Here is a 25,108-nt window from a genome sequence, read left to right on the forward strand (position 1 = left end):
AACCGTCAAATGCCGGCGATGTGTCGACTCAAGTCCAGGCACATACGATCAGCGCTCCTGGCCTTCATCTTCGAAAGTGAGTACAAATGAACTTCGTCTCAATGAATCGCGTGCGTCAACAAACGGATAGCGTGGACGCGCAAGATGCCTCTCCGGCCGACTCGTCGGCAGAGGCGGCTGCCTTTCAGCGGCAGCTGAGCGAGGTCGCTGTCCCGTCCTCTCCCGTGCTCATGCAGGCCCGCGCCCATCAAGCGGATGCATCGCGATCTGAGGCGCGGCCCATCATGCGGGCGAGCGGGCAACCATATACGCCGGCTCCGCACGGTGAATGCGGTGGAACGATGCTGAATGCGTCGGCGCTGCCGCTCGGCCATGCAAATTTGGTTTTCGCAGGTAGCAGCATGGATCCTGTTTATTCCGAAGATGCGTCTCTTATTGAGCGGCTCGGGCCGGCACTCTTCAAGGCTGGGGCCTCCGAGCGCACCGTCAGGCGCAATGTACGTTGTCTTCTCGGATTGGGGCATTGGCTCGTAAAGAACGGAAAGCCGGGCATTGATGCCCGGCTTTACGAAGAGTCGCTGGACAAGGATGCCCAGGAGTTTGGCAAGCAGGAGGGGCAGGCCGTCGCTACGCCACTGGATCATCTTCGAGCCGCCCAATCGCCGGGCGGCATCGCGCCGATTGCAAGCCGGGTTGAGCTGAATCCCTATCCCCAAGATGCGGATCTCATTAACAGGTACAAGGAAGATGCAGCGTCAGGCACCGCCAACACCGTCAGGACCTATGCAACTCTTCTTATCGATTTCAGTGATTACCTCCGTGAAAACGATAAGCCCGGCATTGCTGCTCGACTTGGCGACGGCTCGCTGGATAATGATGTCAGCCAGTATAAGGAGGCGGACCCCCGTGGCCGCAGAAAAGCCGGGGCCGCACTGGCTCATCTCCTGAGGTCGCCGGCGGGTGCTAGAGCGATCGACCTCCGGCGTCATATTCGCTCCGTTCCTGATCTCGAAGAGGCGGTTCGCGCCGAGCCGAGGCGGACCCGGGCCGCGACTGCGCAGCACAGCGGGTCGAACGGAGCTATCAGCTGGCCGGAGACTCTGCCTGCGAACCAGCAGGATCTGCTTTTGGAGACGATGGACGGACCCAGCTCCTCGCCGCCTCTCGAGACAATCGCGCACCATCAACAAGCAGCGGATGCCGGAGGGTCTTTTCGTGACTTGAACTTGCCCCGCGACGACCATGGGGTTCCACCGCCGCATGGCCTGGCATTGGATCCTGCAGAGTCCCTGAACTGGCGCCACCATGACGACGAACTGACGGATAAACGTCACAGGAACCCGCTCGGGCCAGGCGAGCAGGTTCTCGTCAACGATGAGCATGATATAGGGGAGTTGAGATCAGCGAAGAGGCAGAAGACGCTAAGCAATCCGCAGGGCGTCGCCGTTGAGCGGCAGCTGATGCAGATGCCATCCCATCAACTGGCGGCGGCACCTTCGCAGATGCAGGCTCTGATGCCGTCGCCGGACGAGCTGATCGGCGAGCAGCTCCCGGGCGAAGACGCGGAGCTCTTGGCGAGGTTTCGTTTAGACGCCGAGCGGCGCAAGCTCACCCCAGGCGCCATCAAGAACGGTGTTTCCGGACTTGGGGCATTTGTTCGCTGGGTCAACGCAAGTCATGGGGGGTCCGTAGCTTCTCGGCTGCGAAGAGGTGCAACGCTGGATGAGGAAATTGCGGCGTACCGGAGCTTGGGCCGTGACCCCCAGCGCCGCATTACATCGGCTCTGGATGTTCTCCGGCGGCTCTTGCGTGGGGGTGAAGAAGCCGAAGCTCCCGAACCCCGCGTCCTCGGTGCCCCACGTCGCCTGGTTCCTCATCCAGAAGATGCGCCCCTCATCGAGGGCGCGCTGAGCCAAGCTCTGAAAAATCTTAAAACTGCGAAGGAGAAGGGGTCTGCGCAAAAGCGGGCGACACGTCTTCGTGCGCTGAGTGCGTGGCTCAAAGGGAATCGCAAAGGGAGCATCATCGGGCGACTTAACGGCTCTAGCAAGGAGCAGTTAACGCTGGACAACGATGTGCTCGCGTTCCAACGGACTGGAGGCAGAATATACGGTCCCGATTTGTCGCATCTTCGCAGCTACTTAAAACTCATCGAGGCGAACCGAGAGCTGGGGCTGCCAGGCCCTGAGCAGCCGAGCTCGCCGGCCGCGCAGGGCGATCGGCATCCCGGCTCGGCGCAGGATCTTCCCTCAACGCTGGCAAGCCCAAGCGCGGGAGCTTGGGTTTGGTTGGGTGAACAGCTGCAAGAACCAGCATCACCATCCAGGCCCCCGTCACATGCTAAGGGCAGGCTTGAGCCATCTGTTGATCTGAATGCGCCGACGCCGTCCGAGCTGCGCGACGATGCTCACTTTGCGCCGGCGCCTGCTGCCAGGGCTCGCTCAGACACCTACGGCGGTCTTGAGTCTTTTGTTGATCTGGATGCGCCGACGCCGTCCGAGCTGCGCGACGATGCTCACTTTGCGCCGGCGCCCGCTGCCAGGGCTCGCTCAGACACCTACGGCGGTCTTGAGTCTTTTGTTGATCTGGATGCGCCCACGCCGTCCGAATTGCGCGACGATGCTCACTTTGCGCCGGCGCATCCTGCCCGGGCTCGTTCAGACACCTACGCTGGTCTTGAGCCATTTGTTGATCTGGATGCGCCGACGCCGTCCGAGTTGCGCGACGATGCTCACTTTGCGCCGGCGCATCCTGGCAGGGCCCGCTCAGACACCTACGCTGGTCTTGAGCCATTTGTTGATCTGAATGCGCCGACGCCGTCCGAGTTGCGCGACGATGCTCATTTTGCGCCAGCGCATCCTGCCCGGGCTCGTTCAGACACCTACGCTGGTCTTGAGCCATTTGTTGATCTGAATGCGCCGACGCCGTCCGAGTTGCGCGACGATGCTCATTTTGCGCCAGCGCTCCCTGCCGGAGCTCGTTCAGGCACCTACGCTGGTCTTGAGCCATTTGTTGATCTGAATGCGCCGACGCCGTCCGAATTGCGCGACGATGGTCACTTTGCGCCGGCGCATCCTGCCCGGGCTCGTTCAGACACCTACGCTGGTCTTGAGCCATTTGTTGATCTGAATCCGCCGACGCCGTCCGAGTTGCGCGACGATGGTCACTTTGCGCCAGCGCCCGCTGCCAGGGCTCACTCAGACACCTACGGCGGTCTTGAGTCTTTTGTTGATCTGGATGCGCCCACGCCGTCCGAATTGCGCGACGATGCTCACTTTGCGCCGGCGCATCCTGCCCGGGCTCGTTCAGACACCCACGCCGGTCTTGAGGCAGCGGTTAATCCGAATCCGCCCACACCATTCGAGTTGCGTGACAATGCTTGGGCCCCGGCGCCTGACTTTCCGCCGCTGTTTGCCGGACCAGTACCGGGGCATAGCCAGGGCGCTCGACAGCCCGGCTCGCCGCAGGGGCTTTCTCCGGCGCCAGCCTTCTCGGATGATGAAGCTTGGGCTTGGTTGCGCGAGGAGCTGGCGCGGCGGCAGATGCAAGAACCGGCCTCACCATCAACCGGCAGGGCTCCGTCAGACGTCTACGGCGGTCTTGAGTCATTGGTGCATCTGGATGCGCCCACGCCGTCCGAATTGCGCGACGATGCTCACTTTGCGCCGGCGCCCGCTGCCGGGGCTCGCTCAGACACCTACCGTGGTTTTCCATTGGTTGATCTGACTGCGGCCACGCCGTCCTCCGAATCACGCGACGATGCTAATTCTGTACGGCCGTTTCCGAGCACCTCCGCTAATGCTCAGATCGGGGCTTTAGATCCGACAGCCTCGTCCCACGGCCACGGGCTGGTGCTCGAGGACACGGAATGGCTGGGCGACGAGCATATCGACAGGGATTACCGGCTCCAGGAGCAGGATTTGCGGAGGAACCATCCGGATCTCGCCGCCCGGACGCGGTTCGTGAATCCCCTCATAGTCCTAAATTATCTGCGCTCTAACGACGATGGCTTCGTGCGAACCGAATTCCAGCGCATCGTCGATGATGATAATGGTAATGATGCAGCCGACTTCCTGTTCCTGCCCGTGATTAATGCCGATCCTGAAGATCCTAATAGCCTCGGCAACCATTGGTCGCTGCTGTTCGTTGATCGCAGCGACCGGGGCCGGCCGGTCGCCTATCACTACGATTCCTACGGCGGACTCAACAACAAGGATGCAGAACATCTCGCAGGTCGGCTGGACCTCCGCCTGGAGCCAGCCCGCATGGCCCAGCAGCGGAACGGGTATGATTGCGGTGTCTTCGTGGTGGACGGGACGCGGGCGCTGGTTAGGCAATTGGAGCAAGGACGGGAACCACACCTGCTGAACCTCAGCAACGTAGTTGCCAATCGGCAGGCACTGCAGAACCGACTCAGGGGCTGATGTCGGCTTGTGCGGATAGAGTTGGCTGGAGCGGCTCTCGCCCGACACCAGTCGGACTGTGTGCGCGGGAAACTGGGGTGCACGCCGAAGGCGAACATTATCAGTGGAGGGCGAAGCGCGCGAAGGCACGAAGATGCCGCTCGGCCTTGACCAGCTTGTAACCGAGCGTGCGGCGAAGGGTGATGTAGCGGTCAGCGTCCTCGCTCAACATGGTAGCCTCCGGCCCCAGGGCTGCGCAATCTCCGACAAGAGGCCGATGTCCACCTTGGCATAGAGCGCCGTGACCGATGGGGAGCGGTGCCGCAGCACGGCGCCGACACCGGCAAGGCTGGCGCCGTTGCGCAGCATGGTCGTCGCGGCGGAGTGGCGCAGAACATGAGCCCCACGATGGATGCTTTTGACGCCAGCCCTATCGAGGGCACGGCGCACGATGCATTTCACGGCGATGCGGCTGAGCGGCCTGACGGGCGCAGCACTCGTCAGGAAGACCCGCGTTGTCGCGACGCGCGGCCGTGCCCGCTCGATATAGGCGAGGATGGCATCGCCAATCTCCTGAGTCAGTGGCAGGCGCTCCTCGCGCCGAGCCTTGCCGGCAAGGGTTATCCTGCCAGTCACCCAGTCGATCTCACCGAAGGCCAGATTAGCGACTTCGCTTGCCCCGAGGCCCAAGTGGGCAAGGAGCAGAATGACGGCCCGATCGCGCAGCCGATCCTCGCCGTCACAAGCGGCAGAAGGCGGCCGATGTCGGCTTGCCCGAGGAAGCGTGGCGTCGTCGCCAACTGCCAGTTCGCGAAGCTCGGAACAGCCTGTTCCCGGCCGACCGGGCACTGCCCGGTCGCCACAAGATATTTGAGGTAGGCGCGCGTGGCGACGGTGATGCCTTGCGCCCGTCCGCGTCCGTGCGGCTTCGCGCGATCGAGCACGAAGCCGCGGATCGCGGCGGCTGTGTACGGGGCGGGATCGGTGCCGAGCGACGCCAGCAGGTCGACCAGGATCGCCTGATAGGTGTCGAGCGTGGAGTCCTTGACGCCGCGCTGCTCCCGCATCCAGCGACGGAAGGCGGCCAGTGACGGCCAGCTCTCCTCCAGCGACGGCCGCCGCTCCGGCGGCAGGACGTTCGTCTCACGCAGATAGGCGATGAACAGCGCGGCGGCGCCCTGTGGCGCACGAGTTGTCTTGCTACCCCGGAATACCGACGCCGATGCGGCGAAGCCGGCGGCGAGCGTTTCGATCTCGAAGCCGGACGCGCGGACCCAATCGGCCCACAGCGCGAGCAGGCGCGCCATCTCTGTTACTGTCGCCGGTGTGTATTTCCGCAGCGAGAGCGAGTCCTTGAAGTCATCGACATGCGGTTGCAGCCAGTTGATCCGGACATCAACGCTTCGGCGATGTCCGCGCTTTCGTTTTGTCACCACGTTTTCCTTCGAGTTGCTTGTTCACGTCGGGAGCGCCCGGCGCGTCGAGCAAATCGAAGGTTTCGACCCCATTCCATGCGATAGGCGTTTTGCCCACTGGATCCGAACCCGACGTGTCCGTGGAGACCCGTCGGGCGCGGCGTGTGTCGTTGGGTCGGAGCATGCTGGCCGTAATGCCGGAGGGCTGACGCGCCGGCGGCGCCGAACGTGCTGAAGAGGCGCCGACCGCCAGCGTCGTTCTCTGCCGACAATGCCGGCGAAGCCCCCGATGCGCCCTCTCTTGGGGCTGGTCTGGCGCCGCTCCGGACTTGGCCTGCAACGGCTCCGCCGACCTTCTTCCCCTGCGGCCGCGCCGCATTCCTCGCGCAACAACAAGCTCGGCTGCGCCGTCCTCCGCTGACGCTGCGGCCCGAGGGTGCAGACGTCCGGTCCGTCGCTTCACGACCGCCATCGAGGCCGCATCGGGCGGCTTCGGCCAACTCTCAGGAGATACGACAATGGCTCAGATCGGCACCTTCACCCGCGACGAAAACGGCTCCTATGCCGGCACGATCAAGACCCTCACCCTCAACGTCAAGGCCACCATCAAACCCTGCGACCGTGACAACGACAAGGCGCCCGACTATCGCGTCACCGTCAACGGTGTCGAGTTCGGCGCCGGTTGGAGCAGGACCGCCCGTGAGACAGGCGCCGAGTACCTCTCGCTCAAGCTCGACGATCCGTCCTTCACGGCTCCGGTCTACGCCTCCCTCGTTCAAGCCGACAAGGGCGAGCACAAGCTCATCTGGTCGCGATGAACCGGCGAAGGGCGCTCCGCTTCCAGCGGGGCGCCACTATTCAAGCACATAGCCCAGCGCGCGATAACCCGCCCGTCGCTTCGCTCCCATCCGGGCCAGAACCGGGACGGTATTATCGACATAGTCGACGACCAAAACATCTTTCTTGCCATCATGCTGGCTATGCAGCCGGCCGACATACTGTGCCAATGTTCCCTTCCAGGCGATCGGCATCGTCAGGAACAGCGTGTCGAGTCGAGCGTCATCGAAGCCTTCACCGATGTAACGGCCTGTTGCGAGTATCAGACGCTCATCATCAGGAACATTCAACACCGTGTTGGCTGTTTTGCGATCCTTCGCGGACATACCGCCGCGCAGGACCACGAGATTTTTCACGGATGGCGAGAATCTCTGACGAAGATAATCGAGATGGTCTTTTCGTTCCGTCAGAACGAGTGCATGGCTCTGATCTCGCTTCGCGTCCCCGACGAGGTCGCGGCGGAGTTCTCAGTCCTTGCTGCTACCCGGGGCGGCAAGTCCGCCCTGCTGCGGCGTCTGATTGCTGATGCCCTAGCTGCGCCAGCGCCGCGCATATTGGCGTTGCCGGTCGGACGGCCGGAGAAGGTGACGGTACGATTCCGCGAGAGCGAGATGCGGCAGCTCGCGGAGGTTTCACATCAGCGCGGCATGACGCGGACCGGCTGGATCGTCGCCCTGGTGCGCTCACGATTGGGGTCGCCAGTGCAGCATTCCCCGAACGAGCATGAAGCGCTTCGCGCGATCGTTCGCGAGCTCAACCGGATCGGCGGCAACATCAACCAGATCGCGCGTGCGGCAAACACCAGTGTGTTGCAGGGCAGGGCGGTTGAGCCTGATTTTCTCGCAATTCGAGAGGCCAAATTGGTCATTGAAACTGAACTCGCGCGGCTACGTGATGCGCTGCATGGGAATGCGGATTATTGGGATGGGCGGCGATGAGTCGGTGCTCCTCCCCTCGGTCGCGCGACTTGGCCCCCGAACTTCCGCCGATCTCGTACGTCTGGGAAACGCCCAATCGGCGCCCTCGGCGGGCCGAGTGGGATATCCCCGACCCGGCCGCCTTACGCCGGCGATGCGTGCCAAGCTCGAACGCATCGTGCGCCGAGCGCCAGAGGTGATGGTCAAAATCACCGGCCGGACCAAGAGCGTGGCTCATCTCAAATCGCACCTCGCATACATCACGCGAAACGGCGAACTCGATGCGGAAACAGAGCAGGGCGCGTCACTGACGGGTCGGTCTAGATTGAAGGATCTGCAGCAACGATGGGAGGATGATGCTGTTCTTGACGACAAGCGCCGCCGCGATGGGGCGCTTTCGATCAACATCATTCTGTCTATGCCGGCGGGAACTGACGCGATTGCGGTCAAGGATTCGGCGCGGGCGTTTGCGATCGAGACGTTCGATGGCAATCACGACGACGTCTTCGTCCAGCACCTCGACGACAAGCATCCCCACGTGCACTTGACCGTTCGGTCGCTTGGCCATGACGGCAAGCGCCTCAACCCTCGCAAGGCGGATCTTCAGGCCTGGCGGGAGCGGTTTGCTGGCGAGCTCCGGCTTCGCGGGATTGCGACGGAGGCAACGCCGCGGCGAACCCGCGGACGGGTTCGAAAGGCTGATCGCGGCTTTGCGCAAGCGAAAGATCAGGCCCGATGTCGACCGATTCGCCCGCACGGATGTGCTTTCGGAGGTGAGGGGCGGCAAGGTTGTGAAACATCCTTGGGACGAAAAGATTATGTCACGTCAGGATGCGATCCGGCAGCGATATCTCGACTATGCCGCCGAGCTAAAGCGCTCTGGAGCGGCAGCAGATCACGCCCTCTCGCGCCAGATTCGGCAATTCGTCAACGACATGCCTGCTGTCGAAACCCGTCGGCATGCGCTGAAGAATGAGCTTTCGGAGCTTGCCAATACCCGCCGCCGCGGCGCGGAGCAGGGCGTCGATGCAGAGGGGCGCCACCAAACAAGAGGCAATGACCGGACCAGATGAGCGAGCGTAGGATGTCAATCGGCGTTCAATTTGAACGCCGATTGACAGGCTGCACGCCGACCATTTCACGCTGCCGCACACCGTGCGATCTTCACGGCGGTAGATGCGTGCTGCCTCAACGGGCCGCGCCTCAGCCTCTCGCTCGAGCGCCAATCGTCAGCTCAAGGATGATGTCGATTGCAGGATCCATCTAGAGGCAGCCCCGCAGAGCAATGAAAATATCCCTGCGGGACTCTTGGGAAGTCTCATTGTTCTAGGCCACGCTCTGCGAGCAGCCGGTGCATGACCTCGCCTTTTATCTCGCCAGCGATTTGGTTTCGGACTTGGGCTCCGAGCACCCGCTCGGCATCGACGTCGCCTACCAGACCATGTTCGGCCAGTCGCTGATCCAGACGGCTTTGAAACTCTTCGCCCATGGCTTCGACGAGCCGGTCCTGCATCGCTGCATGTTCGTCCGGTGCGATGCGCCTCAGCACCGTCTCCCAAGGTTGCCAGCGGGTTGCCATATAGTCGGTGAATTGGTTCGCTTCCCGCTCCCGGACCAGGTCCAGTGCCTCCGTCGCATCATCCTCGCTTACGCGAGAGACCGCCAGGAAGCGCATGTCAGGGGCGACGTGACTGAGCTCCAGCGGCTCGCGCAGCCGATGTTGATAGGCCAAGTAGACTTCCACGTCGTCTATGTCTGGGTCGAGGCTGAGGAGCGAGTTGACCCTGTCGCGCGCGATCTCATCAAGCGCCTCCAAGCGGAACGCAACACGGCCGCGCTGGATCAGTTCGCCAAGACGATCGTCATAGACGCCGCCCTCGACATCAGCGTTGAGGCGCGCGGTCTGCATACCGTTCCAGTGCAAGGTAACTCGATCCTCGCAGCTCGCGTTGGCCTCGGAAGCCTGTGCAAAAAACTGCTCGCGCAATCTCGGATTGGCCGCCGCCTGCCGCAGATCATCAGCCACTCTCTGCCGAAACTCGTGATTGCCATAGTTAACGGTCTCTCGTAGCCTCTCTAGGAACCGTGCGTAGTCCTGGGCGCCGGGCTCATCCGCAAAGTGCAGCCATTCGGCCAGTGCCGAGGGGGCGTCTCCCAGCCAATGCGCGGCAGCCTCATATAGAGATTGCGGCGCAAGCTGAGGTGGCGCTTCAGCCGCCGCCAGATTAGCGAGGACGTCGTCCGGCAGCGGGTTATCCCCGAACTCGAGGTTCTCCAAATGCGGGTAGCTGAGACTAAGATTCGGTACAAGACCCTCAAGAAGATCCTCAGGCAGGCTGGTCAGCCGGTTACCGCTGAGATTGAGTGATTGGAGCGTGCTCGGAAGGGGGGCGGGGAGGTTGGCCAATTGATTGCTGCTGACATCGAGTTCAATAAGCCCCGATGGGAGGGAGTCGGGGAGGTCGGTAAGCTGATTGCCACTAACCGCGAGCGAGGTGAGCCTGCTCGGGAGAGCGTCCGGCAGGCTAGTTAGTCGGTTGTCGCTTGCGTTCAGGATCTCGAGCCCAGCCGGAAGGTTGGCCGGCAGACTGGTCAAGCTGTTATCGGCCACCTCCAGCCGAGAGAGGGTCGCCGGAAGAGCGTCCGGCAAATTGGTCAACCGGTTATGGCTAATGAGAAGATGCTGAAGACCGGGTGGGAAGCTAGAGGGCAGGCTGCTTAGCTCGTTGTGCCTGGCGCGCAGTTCAAGCAATCTTGGCGGCAGGGCGGCGGGCAAAGCGGTCAGGGAGAGGGAGGACAAATCCAGCAAGTGCGAGCCCGCGTTGTCCGAACCCCTAATTCGTGTGCGCCCCTGTCGCCGATTCTCGGCTTCGCCCTGCCCCTCTTCGGCAACCCAGTTGTCGAGGATCTGCGCGCGCGCGGAGGCCGGGGTCCGATATCCTGTCATGGCTTCGACCAAATCCGCCACGGCTCGGCTGAAGCCGCTGAGGTAACTTTCCTGCTCCCCCTCTTCAGAAGCGTCCGAGGAAGAACCTGCACTCCACTGTGCCTGTCCTGTGTTCATCAATTTCTCCATCGTCAGAACAAGAATGCCCCCGCTTCTCAAGGTCGCGAAGCAGGCTGGTTGTCATGATCATTCGAGAGCCAGCATCATTCGAGAGCCAGCGCACGTGCGCTGCGGCTCCCGCCCGACTCGAGCCGGTACAGGTTCACATGAGCCCAAACGCGGCAAATGGATCGCTACTGCTGCGAGGCTTCCTGCCATTTCGTTGACTAGATTAAGTCCCGGAGGACCGTCAACGTGGCAGCGTTCTGCCCGTAGCAGGCCTACCTGTCGATCAGCTGACGAGTGTCGCTGCAGAACCCCGGGTCGCTCGGTTGCCAGCGGTGACAGAAGTAAGCCCGCCTCTTTATTCCGAGGATGCTCGCCTTATTTCGGGGCTTGAGGAGGTCCTCCGCAATGGAAGCAGCGCCGGCGCCCGCTGCCAGGGCTCGCTCAGGCACCTACCGCGGTTTTCCATTGGTTGATCTGACTGCGCCCACGCCGTCCGAATCACGCGACGATGCTAATTCTGTACGGCCGTTTCCGAGCACCTCCGCTGATGCTCAGATCGGGGCTTTAGATCCGACAGCCTCGTCTCACGGCCGCGGGCTGGTGCTCCAGGACACGGAATGGCTGGGCGACGAGCATATCGACAGGGATTGCCGGCTCCAGGAGCAGGATTTGCAGAGGTACCATCCAAATCTCGCCGCCCGGACGCGGTTCGTGAATCCCCTCATCGTCCTAAATTATCTGCGCTCTAACGACGATGGCGTCGTGCGAACCGAATTCCAGCGCATCGTCTACGATAATGGTAACGATACAGCCGACTTCCTGTTCCTGCCCGTGATTAATGCCGATCCTCAAGATCCTAATAGCCTCGGCAACCATTGGTCGCTGCTGTTCGTTGATCGCAGCGACCGGGGCCGGCCGGTCGCCTATCACTACGATTCCTACGGGGGACTCAACAACAAGGATGCAGAACATCTCGCAGGTCGGCTGGACCTCCGCCTGGAGCCAGCCGGCATGGCCCAGCAGCGGAACGGGTATGATTGCGGCGTCTTTGTCGTGGACGGCACGCGGGCGCTGGTTAGGCAATTGGAGCAAGGACGGGAACCAGACCTGCTGAACTTCAGCGACCTCGTTGCCAATCGGCAGGCACTGCAGAACCGACTCAGGGGCTGATGTCGCCGTGCGCGGATAGCTCGTCGACGATGCCGCCAACGTCATCCTCTCCGCCGTCGGTTACAACTTCCGCCACATCCTCGCCTGGCTAAGGGCTCTTTGGTACCTCTTCCTGGCTGCCTTCTTCTCAGTCACCAGCCACCGCACACCACTCAAATCGGCTTCTTAACCGACGCGCCGCGACGACGACGATATTGAAGATCTACTCCGTCTCAACTTCCCCAAAAGCCGCAGCGCCGAAAACCCGGCCTGATATAACATAATCTCTCGTCCAGCAGCGAATCCACTGGCTCTCGTAGGGGCCGACTGATTCTATGCGAGATTCAATGTGACGAGAAAGTCGCGCTTACGTTCAAGCGGCACCAGCGGCAGTTGCGCATCCTGCGCAGCCGCCTGGGCCGGATCATCCGCGACATCCGCCGCAAGATCGAAGGCCAGGATGCGCTCGAAGAGGCGTTCGCACTCCCGTTGAGCCGGGCCACGCAGATCCGCTCGCAGCAGCAGCGCCAGCGCGGCTGGAAGCTGTATTCCTTCCATGCCCCCGAGGTGGAGTGCATCGGCAAGGGCAAGGCCAGCGCGCCTTACGAGTTCGGCGTGAAGGCTTCCATCGTCACCAACAACCGGCCTGCTCCCGGCGGCCAGTTCGTGCTGCACGCCAAGGCGCTGCCCGATAACCCTTACGACGGTCACACTCTGCGGGACGTCATCGACCGAACCGAGACACTCACCGACGTTGCCGGACGACATACACCAAGGCTCACCCGCGAGGCATGTTGGCGCCGTGCGAGGCATCGCAGTCGACATTCGCACCGCTGGTCGTGGAAAGCGCGTTGGAGGAGCGTCAGGTTCCGGCGATCAAGCTTGAGATCGCGATCGGCGATGTCGTGCTGCGGACGGACACAGCCATAGATGGCGAGCAGCTGTCCCGGGTGATCCGCGCAGTGCGAGCGTCACGATGATCGCGGCCGTTGCCGATCTGAAGATTTACATCGCGACGCGGCCGATCGACTTCCGCTGTGGCCACGATGGGCTTGCGGCGAAGGTGCAGGAGATGCTTCGTCTCGACCCGTTCAGCGGCGCAGCCTTCGTGTTCCGATCGAAACGAGCACAGCTCGTTTCATTGTACGTCCCTTTGTCAGATTCCGGGCAGACGGATCATCTTATCGTATTGATAATCAATGTAGTTTTTCGGTCGACGTTCGATCACGCGCTGCACCGCTATGCGTACTGCTTCCGAACTCAGCGTGTCGACGGGGACCAACCATTGCGAGTCCTTGATTGCTTGTGTTGCCGGCAAGATGCCCTTCAGAACCAGGCTCTTTGCAGATCCGACGCAAATTCCAAAGTGGACCGCAGCCTTCGCGAGGCTGATCATTTTGCCGTCGGATGACGCGGGGTCGTATTCGTGATAGGCTGGCGCTTTCCAGCTGAGCTTGTAGATTTGAACATTCTCAGGACCACAGGCATTTTGATGTCGGCAGCGCGCAGCCAAAGAAAGACCTGCCGGGCGCTGCCGAGCTCGCGGAACTTCGTGAAGACGAGTCGAACCACTCCCGCCACATGTTCGTCGGGATCGATTTCGATCTTGCCGAGTTCACTCCAACAAAATCCGGGTGGTAGCATGAAGCGGTACTCGCCGCGCTGGGCCTTGGAGGCTCGAGCGGCGATTCCACGTTGGCGAAGCAGGCTCAGCTCATACTCCGACATCGTCCCCTTCAGTCCGAGAAGCTCAAGTGATGCCAGTCGCGTCCATTGCGCGCCAGCCGCGATGCCTCGATGCAATAGACGGTACCGACATCGCCCGAGCACACCATCGCCACAAGCCGCTCAAATCCGGGCCGCTGAGTGCTGCCGGAACCTGAGCGGCCAAGATCGTCGTCAATGACCGTCACCGACTTAAATCCGGTGGTTTCCGCGGCCTTTGCCAAGTCATATTGCCGCCGCTGGCTTTCGAGATTCCCCGTGACTTGGGACATTGTCGATTGGCGAACATAGACGACGGCGGTGCGGCTGAGGTGATCAGGCGTGATCTTGATACTCATGGTCACCTCCCGGCATCTGAGCGGTCTGGACGCCCGCCGCTTCCAGCAACAGATCAGCGAGCGCCTGGACCAGACCTTTGGGATTGGCGCTCAGCGGGTTCTGGGGAATCCGGTGACCCAGATCCAGACACAGCTGCATCGGCTCGCGATATTGGCTTTTTCTCCGCACGTCCCTTCTCCCTCTTCACCGAAGGACGGGATCGTGCGCTCGACGCCTGATTCGTTCCGAGAAGCTTCAGAACAACGGCAAGTTCGTTGAGCCCCTCAATACTGACCTGCGGCGGTCCAAGCGCCATGCCGGAGCGATAGCTTTTGTCAATCCAGTTGGGTACCTCACGACTAAACCCACGGCGTTCCTCCGTGTAGATGCACTTCAAATCCTTGCCGCGTCGGAACGGTGCGACTTGAAGCGTTCGTCCAAAAAGGGGATGCCACGGATATGCGATTGTCGCGCTTCGAAGACTGTATGCAGAATGTCGGGCGTTGGGCGGACCGGATCAAAATTTTGGTCTGGGATCGAACGGGCCTGGTGTTGGTGCACAAGCGTCTCGAAGGTTGCAAGTTCGTTTGGCCAACGATCGCAGACGGCGTGATGCGCATATCGCCGGCGATGTTCGCAGCCCTGTTCGAGGGGCTGGATTGGAGGTTGGTCCGCCCGGAAGAAGCGCGGCGTCCACAGGTCGCTGGATAACTGCGGCAGAATGACTCGGAAGCTATTTTGAACGTGGCACGCGCGGCGACGATGTGCTCGAAATAGCGCATGAGCATCGCGGCACTACGCGACGAAAATGAACAACTGAAAGCGCTTTTGGCGCAAACGCAAGCGGCCTTGAGCGAGCATCAGGCGGCGCTGGCGACGTCGGAAGAGTCGCGGCGTCGGTTGGAGGTCATTCTCGGCGAATTGCGACGCGAGAAGTTCGGCGCGACGTCCGAGAAGCTGCGGCCAGATCAGTATCACTTACCGCTGGAAGACGTGGAGATCGCGCAAGGCATCCTGGACGCGGCGCAGGAGAGAGCCGAGGCTGTGATCAAGGGCCGATCGCGGAGCGTGCCGGATCAAGGTTCTCATCGCAATCGCGGCTGCTTGCCTGCCCATTTGCCGCGGGTGGAACGGATCATCGAGCTTGCGAGCACGCTCTGTCCGTGCGGTTGCGGCGCCATGACGAAGATCGGCGAGGACGTCAGCAAACGCCTCGACGTGATCCCGGCGCAATGGCGGTGTTGGTCACGCGCCGCCCGAAATACATCTGTCGCCACTGCTCGGGCCCTGTCGTGCAGGCGCGCGCACCGGAGCGCGTCGTGCCCAGCGGGCTGCCGACCGAAGCGGCCATTGCGCACGTGATCGTCTCCAAGTTTGGCGACCATACGCCGTTTTACCGTCAGGCCGAGATCTATGCGCGCCAGGGCATCCGGCTTGATCGGGCGACGCTGGGCAACTGGTCCGGCCGCGCCTGCTTCCATCTTCAGCCCATCGCGAACCACATGCGCCGCCGCCTGGCCATGGCGGATCGGCTGTTCATGGACGAAACCACGGCGCCGGTGCTCGATCCCGGGCGAGGCCAAACGAAGAAGGGCTACTTCTGGGCGATCGTCTCCGACGATCGAGGCCACAGCGGCCCAAGTCCGCCGATCGTGCTGTTCCGATATGCCCCCGGTCGCAGCGGTGCCTTTGCGGAGCAGTTCCTGGATGGCTTTTGCGGACGCTTCCTGCAGTGCGATGCCTATGAAGGTTATGACCGGCTAACCGAAGTCGCTCGACCGCAAGGGCCGTGGACGCTCGTGCATTGCTGGAGCCATTGCGCCGGCGCTTCGTCAAATTGGCCCGTAACACCAAATCGCCGATCGCCGAGGCCGCCGTTCGGCACATCGCACAACTTTACGCCATCGAAGCCATGGTCCGCGGCTCATCGCCGGACATCCGGCTGGCCGCGCGCAAGGAGCACTCGCTGCCCATCATAGCCGCGTTAAAGCCGTGGTTCGAGAAACGGATATCTGGCGCCCGGATTTGGGTGAACGAGTGCGCCCAACCGGCGCGAAATCCTACGTGGTGGTTTATAGGGCGGGCGCCGGCCGCGGGGCGCCCATGCGGCGTTACACTATCGCGGCGGTTGGAAAAATCGCGCCTGAGCGGGCTAGAACGCGCGCCAAGGTTATTTTGGGGGCTGTGGCACATGGGCACGATCCGGCGGGCCAGAAAACTACTGAGCGGGGAACGCCCACGGTGGCTGAATTGGTCGACCGTTTCATGGTTGACCACGTGCGAGCGAAACGCAAGGACGGGACGGCAGAGTTCTACCTGGACGTCTTGGACCGCATTGTTAAGCCGGCCTTGGGCACCGCTAAGGCCGACAAGCTGACGCGGGTACAGGTCAGCAAGCTGCACTCCTCGCTCGCCGAGACGCCCTTCCAGGCCAACCGTGTTTTAGCGGTGGTTGGTAGCATGTACGCCTTCGCAGCTCGGACCGACATCGTCGCCGAAGGCACCCATCCGGCGCGCGGCATCGAAAAATTTAAGGAAAGCCGCCGCGAACGTTTCCTGACTAGCGATGAACTTGAGCGCATTGGAGGTGCTATTCGGGAAGCGGAAACGGTCGGCATTGCTTGGACGGTGGATGAAACGAAACCTACTGCCAAACATGTCGCAAAGGAGAAGCGTTCTACCCGGATCGCACCGTCTGCCGCGGCCGCGCTGCGGCTCCTCCTATTTACCGGCTGCCGTTTGAGGGAAATCCTGCATCTGCGGTGGCAACATGTAGATATTGAGCGCGGCTGTTTGTTTCTGCCTGACAGCAAGAGTGGCCGAAAAACGGTCATTCTAAACGCGCCAGCCCTTTCTGTACTGAACAATCTAGAGTGGATTGGGCCCTATGTCGTTCCCGGCGACGACCCGGAAATGCCACGCCACGATCTGAAACGGCCGTGGGGTGCCATCACCAAAAGGGCCGGCCTAACCGGTGTTCGGCTTCACGACTTGCGGCACACCTACGCAAGTTTCGGTGCTGGTAGCGGGCTAGGATTGCCAATCATTGGCCGGCTGCTTGGCCACACGCAAGCGGTCACTACGGCGCGGTACGCACACCTTGACAATGATCCGCTTCGGCGAGCATCAGAATCAATTGCAGGCCAAATTGCAGCGGCATTAGACGGCAAACGGCCGCCGACGGTGACGCCCTTTCGACGCAAGGCCGCTCGATGGAAGATGCACAGCTACAACTAGACGGCGTCAGACCCCTTATTCGTTATTCGCCTCTCAAAGCAGGCCGGCGCACGGACTTCGCTGCGCACCGAGTAGGGAGCAATACCGAAAGGGTGAAGCCTTTAGAATATGCCAGCTATTAGGCTACGATGAGACGACCGGCGTAACCGCGGCGAATAAAAAGTGGAAACCAAGGCTCGCCATCAACAACGCCCGGGCACCATAACGCAGTGAACGTAGAGGTTGAAACGTTCCATAGCGTGACTGTACGGCCTTCTGAGTTTCCGTAGCCGAGCGCGTTTTTAACTAAAATTGTGAGCCAAAATTCCACGCCATGGCTCATTTTTGACTCGTCCGGCGCAGTAGGCGCAGCGCTGCCAACAGCGCGGTGAAGAGCATCGTTAACAGCAGGATTGCGACGGTGGCTTCGCGGATGTCGTGGACCTGCCAGCCATACCCTCTGGCGTCCACGGCTTCGCCTGTCTGTCCCATTACCCAGGGTACGATGTGAGTAAGGCCGGCGCCTACATAGAACAGGATACCGATCGCCGGCAGCTTGAGGCTCAGCTTTGAATACGGCCGGAGGTCGCTGCGGCGCAGGTAGAGCGCGAAGACCTGGAAAATCAGCCATGAGGTGAGAAGCCAGCCAACATAGTTGGTAAGAGGAACACCGAACACACCGCCGCCGTTGTGCCATATCCAGACCTTGGCGATAGTTGCGTTGGGGGCATCTATCACAAGGTCCCATTGAGTCATCACGAACGCCGCGACGACGGGCAGGGCGATCAAGTTGAAAGGACGATCGAGCTGATGGTCGGCGCCATCAAGCAGAACAGACGCGACCGTCCACGAAAAATAGCCCGCGCCGAACCACAGGGGTCCGACGACGATCGGAATGAGGCCGACATGCGGTAGACCCGCACCGACCTCAAAATGATAGACGCCGAATGGAAAGCCCGTGGCGGTGCCGAGGTTCTCCATCGCAAACGAAATTGCATTGCAAGCAACGAACAGGATCAAGGCGCGTCGCGCCCCATAAGCAAGGGCGGCGTGGGCTAGTGCGCAGGCAATGAAAACTACCGCGAGCGCTTGCGCGAACGGAGTTGGATTCCAGGAAAACCCGATTGCGGCAGCAAGAATACCAGCGACGAACAGCCAAAGCACGGTATCCTGCTGCGCGGCGTGTCGACTGCGCGCCACGTTGTCTGGTGTCATTGTGTGTGATCCGTTGAGCGAGCGATCAATGGCAACGTTATTGGCTCATTTTCAACACTGCAATCTGCGTGGATCGGACTACGAGCTGCGATGTCCAGTTAGCGTACGGCCGTGCATTTCCCGTGCCCCGGGCACGACCTCACTACTAAACAATTGATTTTATTAGCGTAAAAAGCAGACCCGCAGCCTTCACACGGGAGAGGTCCAAGGTTCGATCCCTTGTGCGTCCACCATTTCCTCTTCCTTCAGCAGATCGATCAGCGCAGCGGTGGTCTGACCGCCGTTCGCCCCGCATTCCCCTCATTGCCGGCGGCGGTGCGGGGCCGATGACGGCTTGCCGGTGCGCCGGCTGAGTTCGCCGAGCAGGTCGCGAACGGCGCCGTCGAGTTCGTCGGGCGAGGTGGCGTGATCGGCTTGTTGTGTGCCGGTCGGCCGATACCGGCCGCGGGCGGAGATGTCGTCATTGGCGGCCCGCGCCTTCGGCGCGTGAATGCGCGGTGGTGACCGGCGCCGACGGCGCGAGATCAGCTCGCGGACGCCATATCCCGATGCGAATCCGATCCCGGCGACGAGAACGACAATCAGAAGCTCCAGCATCGTGCTGTCCCCAATCATCTTGCTGCAATGCAATAAGCGCGACAATGCGGCAGGGGCGTGACCGGGCCGGTTCCTTTTCACGGTATCGAACAGAACGCCGCCCCCACGGAGTCCTACGGTGTTTTATTCGCGAGCCTCCTCGGCTACCTTCCCGGAACTCGCGGAGGCCGGGACGTCTCGATGCGCAAGGGCAATGACTACATTCTGAAGCTGCGGCCGTGGTCGTTGTCGACGTTCGTGGTTGCCCTGCTGGCCGTAGTGCTGGCCACTGCGACCCAGGAGATGTTCGCGAGCTTCGGCATGCAGTTCTATTTTTTTATCGGGATCTATGTCCTCCATTGAAGTTTGGATGGCGCCCATTCCAGCTTCTCGCAAAAAGTTCGCGAAATCCCCAGAAAGCTGCGCGGCGTGCTCGTGCGCCTTGATCGGCTCCGCAAACTTCAGTCCATCAAATGAAAGCGACGTTCCGACGAACGAGACATCCACAGCCTCGGGCTGAAGCTCGCGCAGGGTCTGGTCATCACCGAGGCCTAGATCTCAACGACCGCACTCGCGCCTTCGGCAAGCGCTTCTTCGAGCGCATGAAGCGGATGCCGACGATGAACCAGGCAGCGACCTACAACGCCACCCTGCACTACCTCAACGCGGTGAAGGCCGCCGGAACCAAGGAGACCAAGCCGGTGCTGCCCCCGCGTCGGCAACCGACAGGGCCTTCATCGAGAGTTCACCGACGACCATCGGCTGCGCAGAAATTAGCGATCTTGATCGCAATTCTCAAGACGCGTTCTCCTCTTCGGCGCCGTCGGCGCTCGATGCCGATCCCGACAAGACGGTGCTGTTTGCGCGGGGCCGTTTGAAGGAAGCCAAAGGAAGCCAGAAGGTGGTTTGAGCATATTGGCTGGAACGTCCCGCCCCAAAACGAACGGGGCCGACGGATACTCCAGTGGGGCGCCGATCATGCTTGCCTCGCCTCGCCGGGTAACCCGATGCGATCGGTGCGCCGTTGGTGCCGATGCTGGGCACCCTGGTTGACGCGAGAGCAATTGGAAGCGGTCGTTGCGGACACGAAGAGCAGCAACAAGCTGTGGACTCCGGACCAGTGCGCGACTGCTCATAGTACCCATTCGCGACCGTCAAGCCTTCGGCTTCCGGTTCATCGGAGCCTGCGACGACCCGAACTACAAAGTTCGGCTCGAGCTGAAGCGAGTAAAGTACGCCACCTATTCGCGTAACTACCGAAAGAGGAACGGCACGGGCGCCAAGCGTGGACGTCCGCGACTCTTGCTCTCGCCGGAGGCGAAGGCGGAGCGTGAGCGCGTGCAAGCTAAGGAGCGCGCAAAGAGGAAACGAGAGCGTGACCGGTTTGGTCGTCCTAACGGTCGACCGAAGTCGAACAAGCTGGGTGTGGCGCAGGTGGTTGCTGGTGAAAATGCGTCACGGAAAAATGCGTCATGTCACATAATAGATATAGGTAGCCTGACGGAGATTAGCGTGACGCATTTATCGTCGGGCTGAGATGAAGAGCGCCGCGCGCCCCAAGCGCGACGGCGCGAACTCGGACCGAGGACGCGGCGTCGCTTAAGGCGCCGCCGCGCCGAAGCCACTCATAGCGTCGCCATGCCGGAAGCGAGGATCTGTGCGCGCCCTATAGGATTGCGTGGGCCCAAGCTATGGCCGCGGCAGCAAGATCGGCCAACTGAGCGTAGAAGGCCTTGAACCAAGGAGTACTCGTCAGTGCTTCGAGGCCTTTGTTGCCCACAAATTGACCAGCTCCTGCGACTACGCCAAGTGCGAAGGCGCTGATCGCGGAGGGAACGCGCGGAGGGGCGTGCTCGGCGATTGACGACCGGTATCGAGACGTGGGTTGATCGGGAAGTTGCGGGATGCGAGTTTAAGGATGAGCGGCTTGGCCGCCGGTTCGGCAAACTGCTCGCCCAGATCGGGAGCGACATGGGTCAAAGCATCCCGCTGGTTTGTCAGGACTGGGACAACACGAAGGCCGCCTATCGCTTCTTCTCCAACGAACGGGTCAACGAGGCGGATATTCTTTGCGGTCACTTTGAGGCGACGCACGGGCGCGTAACGACGACGGAGGGACCGATCCTCGTCCTCCATGACACGAAGGAATTCAGCTTCAAGCGCGAGAAGCCGGATCTGATTGGCTTTACGGGTAAGACGGCAGGGCGCACGCAGTGCGGCATCTTGATGCATTCGAGCCTCGCCGTGACGACCGAGGGGCTTCCGCTCGGTCTGGCGGCAATCAAGTTCTGGACACGCAAGAAATTCAAGGGGACGACGGCGCTGAAGCGAAAGATCAATCCGACACGGGTTCCGATCGAGCAGACGGAGAGCATCCGCTGGCTGGAGAATTTACGGCAATCGACCGACCTTCTCGCTGCCCCTGGACGATGCGTTCATATCGGTGATCGCGAGAGCGACATCTATGAGCTGTTTTGCCTAGCCGATAAGGTTGGAACGCATTTCCTGCTGCGAACCTGTGTTGATCGGCTTGCCGGGGGCGGTGATCATACAATTGCCGACGAAATGGACGAGGTTACGGTCAAAGGCCTACATCGGATCAAGGTCAAGGACGACAAAGGCTATCCGGATGACGCGCTTCTCGAAATTCGTTTCCGCAAGCTTCGAGTTCTGCCGCCGATCGGCAAGCAGAAGAAATATCCCGCACTCACTCTGACGGTGATTCATGCTCAAGAGCGGGGAAAGCCGAAGCGGCGACAGAAGATCGAGTGGAAGCTCCTCCTCACCGATCTTCCGGTCCAATCGCGAAAAGACGCCATCGAGAAGATCGAATGGTACGCGTTGAGGTGGAAGATCGAAGTCTTCCATAAGATCCTCAAATCGGGCTGCAAGGCGGAGGAGTCGAAATTGCGAACAGCTGAGCGTCTGGTCAATCTGATCGCGGTTTTCTGCATTGTGAGTTGGCGCGTCTTCTGGATGACGATGCTCAATCGTTCCTCCCCGAATGCCCTACCGCAAACGGCGCTGACAGATCCTGAAATCAGGCTTCTTGATCATTTGGTGAAAGACAGGGGTGGCGACCGCTCTCGACGAAGCACGCTCTCGCACTATGTCATCAAGATCGCGCGGCTCGGAGGATACTTGGCCCGAGCCAACGATCCGCCTCCAGGAAATACCGTGATCTGGCGCGGACTATCGCGGCTGACCGACATCGAACTGGGAGCCGAGATCGAAGCAAAAATTATGGGTAATTGAAAGATCGGCTTCGCGCTTACACATGATTCGGCGCTCGCGCATTCGCACGAAGCAAGCGCTGTCCCTATCACGCGCCGCTAACTTCAACGGCCACCGCCTCAGCATGCGGGGCTGCGCCCCGGGGAAGGCCACGATCGCAAAACATTCGTCAGTGGATCGTCGATCTCATCGGGCTGACGCAGTGGGACAATGTTGCTATGCTCGTTCATGGCGTATCGCTCTCCTTGAGAGAGGTTCTGGCAGGCTCGACACTCGCCTCGATACGCCGCCTATCTCATTCCGTCATCACCCAGGTTCCCGCATAGCTCACGCTGCCTGAGCGGCTCAGCTTGGCGCTTACGCCCCATTGCGGAAATGGTCGGTTTTAAGGGCGCGCGCCGTAAACCTTCGTATCGTTCCGTGGCCCCCTTGGATGCCCGACGATTACCTACGTTCAATTGAGTCTCTGATCGCAATCGTCCTAGGCTGCATGCGTTGGAAAAGCGGACAGGCTCATGAAGTAGGAGGTGAAAACGGACGATCGACGAACAGGGACGATAATACCAAGAGGAGACTACAATGCCCAATTGCTCCGATAATCTTGGATCTGGCAGAGCCGCGCGATGCGCAGTTTGTGATGGCACGTGTGGTCTCGTCCGGTACTACTCATGGCGCCCCATTTGTTCCAAGTAGTGTTTCGATCGCTTCAGAACGCGCCGGGCAAGTGACCGCGGTTGGCTACCCTGGCGCCACATCGCCTTAGACCAGGCGCCTGAGAACCGCGCGAGGGCTCTGTGATGTTCCAGACACAAGGAGAGCCGCGTCGCATGACCATTTTCACCGGATTGCTGTTCGAGATGATCTCCTTGTCCTGGGGGACGATGTGGAGCGCGCTGGCGGTAGGCTATGCGGTGATTGGCTTGGATGGCCAAGTTTATCTGACAGATGCGGGCGCGGAATACCTAGCGTGGGCGGGAGCTTCAGCTTACAACGAGGCAAGGAATACTTACAAACCGCATAGACTTTGCTCCGCGCTGCCCAAACCATGACCGACCGAGCGATTGCGGGTCAGCTTAAAGCCCTAGCTGACGACTACCAGTGGCGAGCTGAGAAAGCGTCGCGTGTTGATGCTGCCAAAGCACTGGTTCGCTCACCTGCCAGCGCTGAACGCGATGCCCGTGGGGTCTCGTGGAGTAACGGCGTGTCTGGGCGTGAGCCTCAGGCCGATGCAAATTTGATTTCGGCGTTTGCGTTGACGATCGGCGGCGCGTTGGGTGCCGGCCTCCCGATGGCGTTCCTGATTATTTGGCTCTGCTCCTGAAATGTCCCCTGACAGCGCCGCACCATGCCAGCGGGTTGTTGCCAAAGTCGAAACTTGCCTCGCCGAGAGCCTGCACGTTGCCACGCTGGGTGAATGTGTGATCCTTGCCATAGGCGAACATGACGCCGCGCGCATAGGCGCCGTCCGCATAGACACGGGTCCCGGGCAGGATTGTTATCGAATTGTTTCCGCCATTGACACGGATGCCAGCGCCCCCGGCTCCGCCTGAAAGCAGGTCGGCGCGCTGAACCACGGTGTTGCTACTGCCATAAACGTGCAATCCTAGTCCGAGCGTGGCCGTGTTGTAGGTATTCGCGAGATAGGCGGTGCCGTCAGCGTTACGGGCGAAGAAGGGGTCATCATTCACCAGAGTCTGGCCGTTGCCGTAGATGGAGTAACTGAAGAAATTGCGCTGATCGATGATGTAGCCGAGATCCTGCAACGTTGCGATCTCCGCCTCCATCAGATAGGTGTAGTTCCGGTATCTCTGGTGGCTCATCAAACTGTTCTTAAGCTCGGTATGCGACGCGAACGGTATATCCGGCTGACCATTCTCCCTCATCGCTCGCACCGGAATGCCGGGCATGGCCACCGGCTAGCACTTCATTCACATGCTTCCCGGCGAAATAGCCTTGATCGTGCCGCAGATCAAAAACCTCGTCAGCTGGCGAGTTCGCGCAGCCGGAACAATAAATCGCCTGTCCCGGCTTAGCCTGCTTGCCATTGTCATCGTACAAATGGGTCGTCCAAGCATTTATCGCTTCAGGGAAATACGGTGAGTGTGCAAAATAGCCGAAAATGCTACTGCCGATACCGAGCTGATGTGCGCCCTCGTGAAACACAACGGCTGTCAGATTCGCCTGCGGCGTCATCGACAATTGCGATGGGATATATGCCTCGGATGAAAAACCCATCTCGCCGATTGTTATCATGCCATGCGCCCCATAGTTCGGTTTGCTCGGATCCTGACCGGTGAGTGCCGCCTGCACCTTGGTGCCGGCATCCTGTATATCGCTGGACGTATGGATAGAGGCATGTGCGTTGTTATCGAGAAACCCGCCGATATTGACACTGGCCGGCGATTGACCATGTACGACCTTGATGATTTCAGCCCAATGCCGAATTGCCGCCAGTGATTGATCTATTTCCCCTCGCGACAGATTGCGCAGTGAATCCTCAGGCTTCCTAGTTTCACCGCAACAGTAAGGGCCGTCGCCGGTACCGAATATCCGCACCCGCATGAACGGCACACCGTTCGAATCCCTGATATCGTAGGTTTCAATGGCCTGGCCGGGCGTGGCGAGTAACGCGTGAACTGCAACGGCTGTGGCCATCATTGCGATTTTCTTGGTTTTCAAATCATAAACTTCCAGCTGGGGACTAGTTGTGCATCAGCGTGTTTTTGCTATCTCACTGCGACCGTGTGTGCACATTGACCGCCCGCGACTTACCGCTGCGGGCGTCATTGGTGACATCGTAGGTTACGCGCGTGCCTTCCTGAGGCTCCGAGCCGAGTGGCAGCGCTTTAATATGCAGGAAGACATCGTCGCCCCCTGAGTCGGGCTTGATGAACCCAAAGCCGCGATCGGCGACCCACTTCGTCACTATTCCTGATTGCCTTGATCTCAACTTCCTTCCCCTCGAAGCTAAGCCGCCTCAGTTGGCGGCTCGGAGTGCTGTTGACCGGAGTCTCTATTGAGATGAGTGAGCTTCAGTGGACAATCCGA

22 protein-coding genes and 8 pseudogenes are annotated in these 25,108 nt (G+C 60.6%); 17 read left to right on the plus strand and 13 right to left on the minus strand.

The window, feature by feature from the left end:
* Window positions 1-86: 86 nt before the first annotated feature.
* Window positions 87-4,424, plus strand: coding sequence for a Ulp1 family isopeptidase (locus tag G6P99_RS11265; RefSeq protein WP_165128167.1), 4,338 nt, complete (start codon window positions 87-89; stop codon window positions 4,422-4,424).
* 204 nt (window positions 4,425-4,628) lie between these two features.
* On the opposite strand, the gene G6P99_RS11270 is transcribed toward G6P99_RS11265, so the two are convergent.
* Together G6P99_RS11270 and G6P99_RS11275 are read right to left on the minus strand one after the other, a co-directional pair.
* Complete coding sequence (locus tag G6P99_RS11270; RefSeq protein ID WP_245284933.1) at window positions 4,629-5,093, minus strand: tyrosine-type recombinase/integrase; 465 nt, start codon at window positions 5,091-5,093, stop codon at window positions 4,629-4,631.
* Window positions 5,036-5,836: a hypothetical protein gene (locus G6P99_RS11275; protein WP_245284934.1), complete on the minus strand. Its 801-nt coding sequence runs from the start codon at window positions 5,834-5,836 to the stop codon at window positions 5,036-5,038. The genes G6P99_RS11270 and G6P99_RS11275 overlap by 58 nt, the downstream gene beginning before the upstream one ends.
* Window positions 5,837-6,336: 500 nt before the next feature.
* Here G6P99_RS11275 and G6P99_RS11280 point away from each other — a divergent pair, with 500 nt between their 5' ends.
* On the plus strand, window positions 6,337-6,636 hold the full coding sequence (locus G6P99_RS11280) for a DUF736 domain-containing protein (RefSeq protein ID WP_029085048.1): 300 nt from the start codon (window positions 6,337-6,339) through the stop codon (window positions 6,634-6,636).
* A 36-nt stretch (window positions 6,637-6,672) separates the two neighbouring features.
* Here the strand turns inward: G6P99_RS11280 and G6P99_RS11285 are convergent, their stop codons facing one another.
* Window positions 6,673-7,011: a hypothetical protein gene (locus G6P99_RS11285; protein WP_246709501.1), complete on the minus strand. Its 339-nt coding sequence runs from the start codon at window positions 7,009-7,011 to the stop codon at window positions 6,673-6,675.
* Window positions 7,012-7,044: 33 nt separating this feature from the next.
* Here G6P99_RS11285 and G6P99_RS11290 point away from each other — a divergent pair, with 33 nt between their 5' ends.
* The 3 genes and pseudogenes from G6P99_RS11290 (at window position 7,045) to G6P99_RS11300 (ending at window position 8,645) form a co-directional block, all read left to right on the plus strand.
* Window positions 7,045-7,593 (plus strand): MobC family plasmid mobilization relaxosome protein, encoded by a 549-nt coding sequence (locus G6P99_RS11290; protein ID WP_245284936.1) that lies wholly within the window; start codon window positions 7,045-7,047, stop codon window positions 7,591-7,593.
* Between the two features lie 178 nt (window positions 7,594-7,771).
* Window positions 7,772-8,131 (plus strand): annotated as a pseudogene (locus G6P99_RS11295) (relaxase/mobilization nuclease domain-containing protein); the annotation flags it as partial.
* A 151-nt stretch (window positions 8,132-8,282) separates the two neighbouring features.
* Window positions 8,283-8,645, plus strand: coding sequence for a hypothetical protein (locus G6P99_RS11300; protein WP_246709895.1), 363 nt, complete (start codon window positions 8,283-8,285; stop codon window positions 8,643-8,645).
* Window positions 8,646-8,890: 245 nt separating this feature from the next.
* Here G6P99_RS11300 and nopM read toward each other — a convergent pair whose 3' ends face one another.
* Window positions 8,891-10,636 carry a T3SS effector NEL-type E3 ubiquitin ligase NopM gene (gene nopM, locus G6P99_RS11305; protein ID WP_029085050.1) on the minus strand — a complete coding sequence of 582 codons (1,746 nt, stop codon included), beginning with the start codon at window positions 10,634-10,636 and terminating at the stop codon, window positions 8,891-8,893.
* A 396-nt stretch (window positions 10,637-11,032) separates the two neighbouring features.
* Between nopM and G6P99_RS11310 the strand changes: the two genes are divergently transcribed.
* From G6P99_RS11310 to G6P99_RS47560, 4 genes and pseudogenes are all read left to right on the plus strand, one after another.
* Window positions 11,033-11,797, plus strand: a complete 765-nt coding sequence (locus tag G6P99_RS11310) for a Ulp1 family isopeptidase (protein WP_246709502.1) — start codon at window positions 11,033-11,035, stop codon at window positions 11,795-11,797.
* 28 nt (window positions 11,798-11,825) lie between these two features.
* Window positions 11,826-11,966 (plus strand): annotated as a pseudogene (locus tag G6P99_RS11315) (IS5/IS1182 family transposase); the annotation flags it as partial.
* A gap of 173 nt (window positions 11,967-12,139) precedes the next feature.
* A pseudogene (locus tag G6P99_RS11320) lies at window positions 12,140-12,526 on the plus strand (IS5/IS1182 family transposase); the annotation flags it as partial.
* 226 nt (window positions 12,527-12,752) lie between these two features.
* A pseudogene (locus G6P99_RS47560) lies at window positions 12,753-12,854 on the plus strand (hypothetical protein); the annotation flags it as partial.
* Window positions 12,855-12,932: 78 nt separating this feature from the next.
* Here G6P99_RS47560 and G6P99_RS11325 read toward each other — a convergent pair.
* The 3 genes and pseudogenes from G6P99_RS11325 to G6P99_RS11335 all read right to left on the minus strand — a co-directional run bounded on the left by G6P99_RS11325 (window position 12,933) and on the right by G6P99_RS11335 (window position 14,008).
* Entirely contained in the window at window positions 12,933-13,172 is a 240-nt protein-coding gene (locus G6P99_RS11325) for a hypothetical protein (RefSeq protein ID WP_246709503.1), read from the minus strand.
* A 30-nt stretch (window positions 13,173-13,202) separates the two neighbouring features.
* A pseudogene (locus G6P99_RS11330) lies at window positions 13,203-13,839 on the minus strand (recombinase family protein); the annotation flags it as partial.
* Window positions 13,817-14,008, minus strand: a complete 192-nt coding sequence (locus tag G6P99_RS11335) for a hypothetical protein (protein ID WP_165128171.1) — start codon at window positions 14,006-14,008, stop codon at window positions 13,817-13,819. The pseudogene G6P99_RS11330 and the gene G6P99_RS11335, both read right to left, overlap by 23 nt.
* 276 nt (window positions 14,009-14,284) lie before the next feature.
* Here G6P99_RS11335 and tnpB point away from each other — a divergent pair, with 276 nt between their 5' ends.
* From tnpB to G6P99_RS11355, 4 genes and pseudogenes are all read left to right on the plus strand, one after another.
* Window positions 14,285-14,530 (plus strand): IS66 family insertion sequence element accessory protein TnpB, encoded by a 246-nt coding sequence (gene tnpB / locus G6P99_RS11340; RefSeq protein WP_165128173.1) that lies wholly within the window; start codon window positions 14,285-14,287, stop codon window positions 14,528-14,530.
* A gap of 69 nt (window positions 14,531-14,599) precedes the next feature.
* Window positions 14,600-15,019 (plus strand): annotated as a pseudogene (locus tag G6P99_RS11345) (IS66 family transposase); the annotation flags it as partial.
* Window positions 14,983-15,767 (plus strand): annotated as a pseudogene (gene tnpC / locus G6P99_RS11350) (IS66 family transposase); the annotation flags it as partial. The pseudogenes G6P99_RS11345 and tnpC, both read left to right, overlap by 37 nt.
* Window positions 15,746-17,056: a tyrosine-type recombinase/integrase gene (locus tag G6P99_RS11355; protein ID WP_414645588.1), complete on the plus strand. Its 1,311-nt coding sequence runs from the start codon at window positions 15,746-15,748 to the stop codon at window positions 17,054-17,056. The pseudogene tnpC and the gene G6P99_RS11355, both read left to right, overlap by 22 nt.
* Before the next feature lie 118 nt (window positions 17,057-17,174).
* Here G6P99_RS11355 and G6P99_RS47935 read toward each other — a convergent pair whose 3' ends face one another.
* The 3 genes from G6P99_RS47935 to G6P99_RS11365 all read right to left on the minus strand — a co-directional run bounded on the left by G6P99_RS47935 (window position 17,175) and on the right by G6P99_RS11365 (window position 18,847).
* The gene (locus tag G6P99_RS47935; protein WP_420869819.1) at window positions 17,175-17,378 is read right to left on the minus strand and encodes a phosphoribosyltransferase-like protein; all 204 of its coding nucleotides are present in this window, start codon (window positions 17,376-17,378) and stop codon (window positions 17,175-17,177) included.
* Window positions 17,375-18,250 carry a carotenoid biosynthesis protein gene (locus G6P99_RS11360; protein ID WP_165128177.1) on the minus strand — a complete coding sequence of 292 codons (876 nt, stop codon included), beginning with the start codon at window positions 18,248-18,250 and terminating at the stop codon, window positions 17,375-17,377. Before G6P99_RS11360 ends, G6P99_RS47935 begins: the two co-directional genes overlap by 4 nt.
* 300 nt (window positions 18,251-18,550) lie before the next feature.
* Window positions 18,551-18,847, minus strand: coding sequence for a hypothetical protein (locus tag G6P99_RS11365; RefSeq protein ID WP_165128179.1), 297 nt, complete (start codon window positions 18,845-18,847; stop codon window positions 18,551-18,553).
* Window positions 18,848-19,027: 180 nt separating this feature from the next.
* Here G6P99_RS11365 and G6P99_RS11370 point away from each other — a divergent pair, with 180 nt between their 5' ends.
* The 4 genes and pseudogenes from G6P99_RS11370 (at window position 19,028) to G6P99_RS11385 (ending at window position 23,109) form a co-directional block, all read left to right on the plus strand.
* A complete protein-coding gene (locus tag G6P99_RS11370) occupies window positions 19,028-19,189 on the plus strand; it encodes a hypothetical protein (RefSeq protein WP_224496621.1) in 162 nt (53 codons plus the stop codon).
* Window positions 19,190-19,324: 135 nt separating this feature from the next.
* Window positions 19,325-19,548 (plus strand): annotated as a pseudogene (locus G6P99_RS11375) (ABC transporter substrate-binding protein); the annotation flags it as partial.
* A gap of 1,138 nt (window positions 19,549-20,686) precedes the next feature.
* On the plus strand, window positions 20,687-22,081 hold the full coding sequence (locus G6P99_RS11380; protein ID WP_165128181.1) for an IS4 family transposase: 1,395 nt from the start codon (window positions 20,687-20,689) through the stop codon (window positions 22,079-22,081).
* 806 nt (window positions 22,082-22,887) lie between these two features.
* Window positions 22,888-23,109 carry a hypothetical protein gene (locus G6P99_RS11385; protein WP_029085002.1) on the plus strand — a complete coding sequence of 74 codons (222 nt, stop codon included), beginning with the start codon at window positions 22,888-22,890 and terminating at the stop codon, window positions 23,107-23,109.
* A gap of 252 nt (window positions 23,110-23,361) precedes the next feature.
* Here G6P99_RS11385 and G6P99_RS11390 read toward each other — a convergent pair whose 3' ends face one another.
* From G6P99_RS11390 to G6P99_RS11400, 3 genes are read right to left on the minus strand one after another with little or no spacing between them, the layout of a single operon-like run.
* Window positions 23,362-23,943, minus strand: coding sequence for a hypothetical protein (locus G6P99_RS11390; RefSeq protein WP_245284931.1), 582 nt, complete (start codon window positions 23,941-23,943; stop codon window positions 23,362-23,364).
* On the minus strand, window positions 23,891-24,739 hold the full coding sequence (locus G6P99_RS11395) for a hypothetical protein (RefSeq protein WP_246709504.1): 849 nt from the start codon (window positions 24,737-24,739) through the stop codon (window positions 23,891-23,893). The genes G6P99_RS11390 and G6P99_RS11395 overlap by 53 nt, the downstream gene beginning before the upstream one ends.
* A 52-nt stretch (window positions 24,740-24,791) precedes the next feature.
* The gene (locus tag G6P99_RS11400) at window positions 24,792-24,986 is read right to left on the minus strand and encodes a cold-shock protein (RefSeq protein WP_225024712.1); all 195 of its coding nucleotides are present in this window, start codon (window positions 24,984-24,986) and stop codon (window positions 24,792-24,794) included.
* Window positions 24,987-25,108: the final 122 nt, after the last annotated feature.

Origin of the sequence: Bradyrhizobium sp. 6(2017) (assembly GCF_011058295.2) — a bacterium.
Taxonomy (GTDB): domain Bacteria; phylum Pseudomonadota; class Alphaproteobacteria; order Rhizobiales; family Xanthobacteraceae; genus Bradyrhizobium; species Bradyrhizobium septentrionale.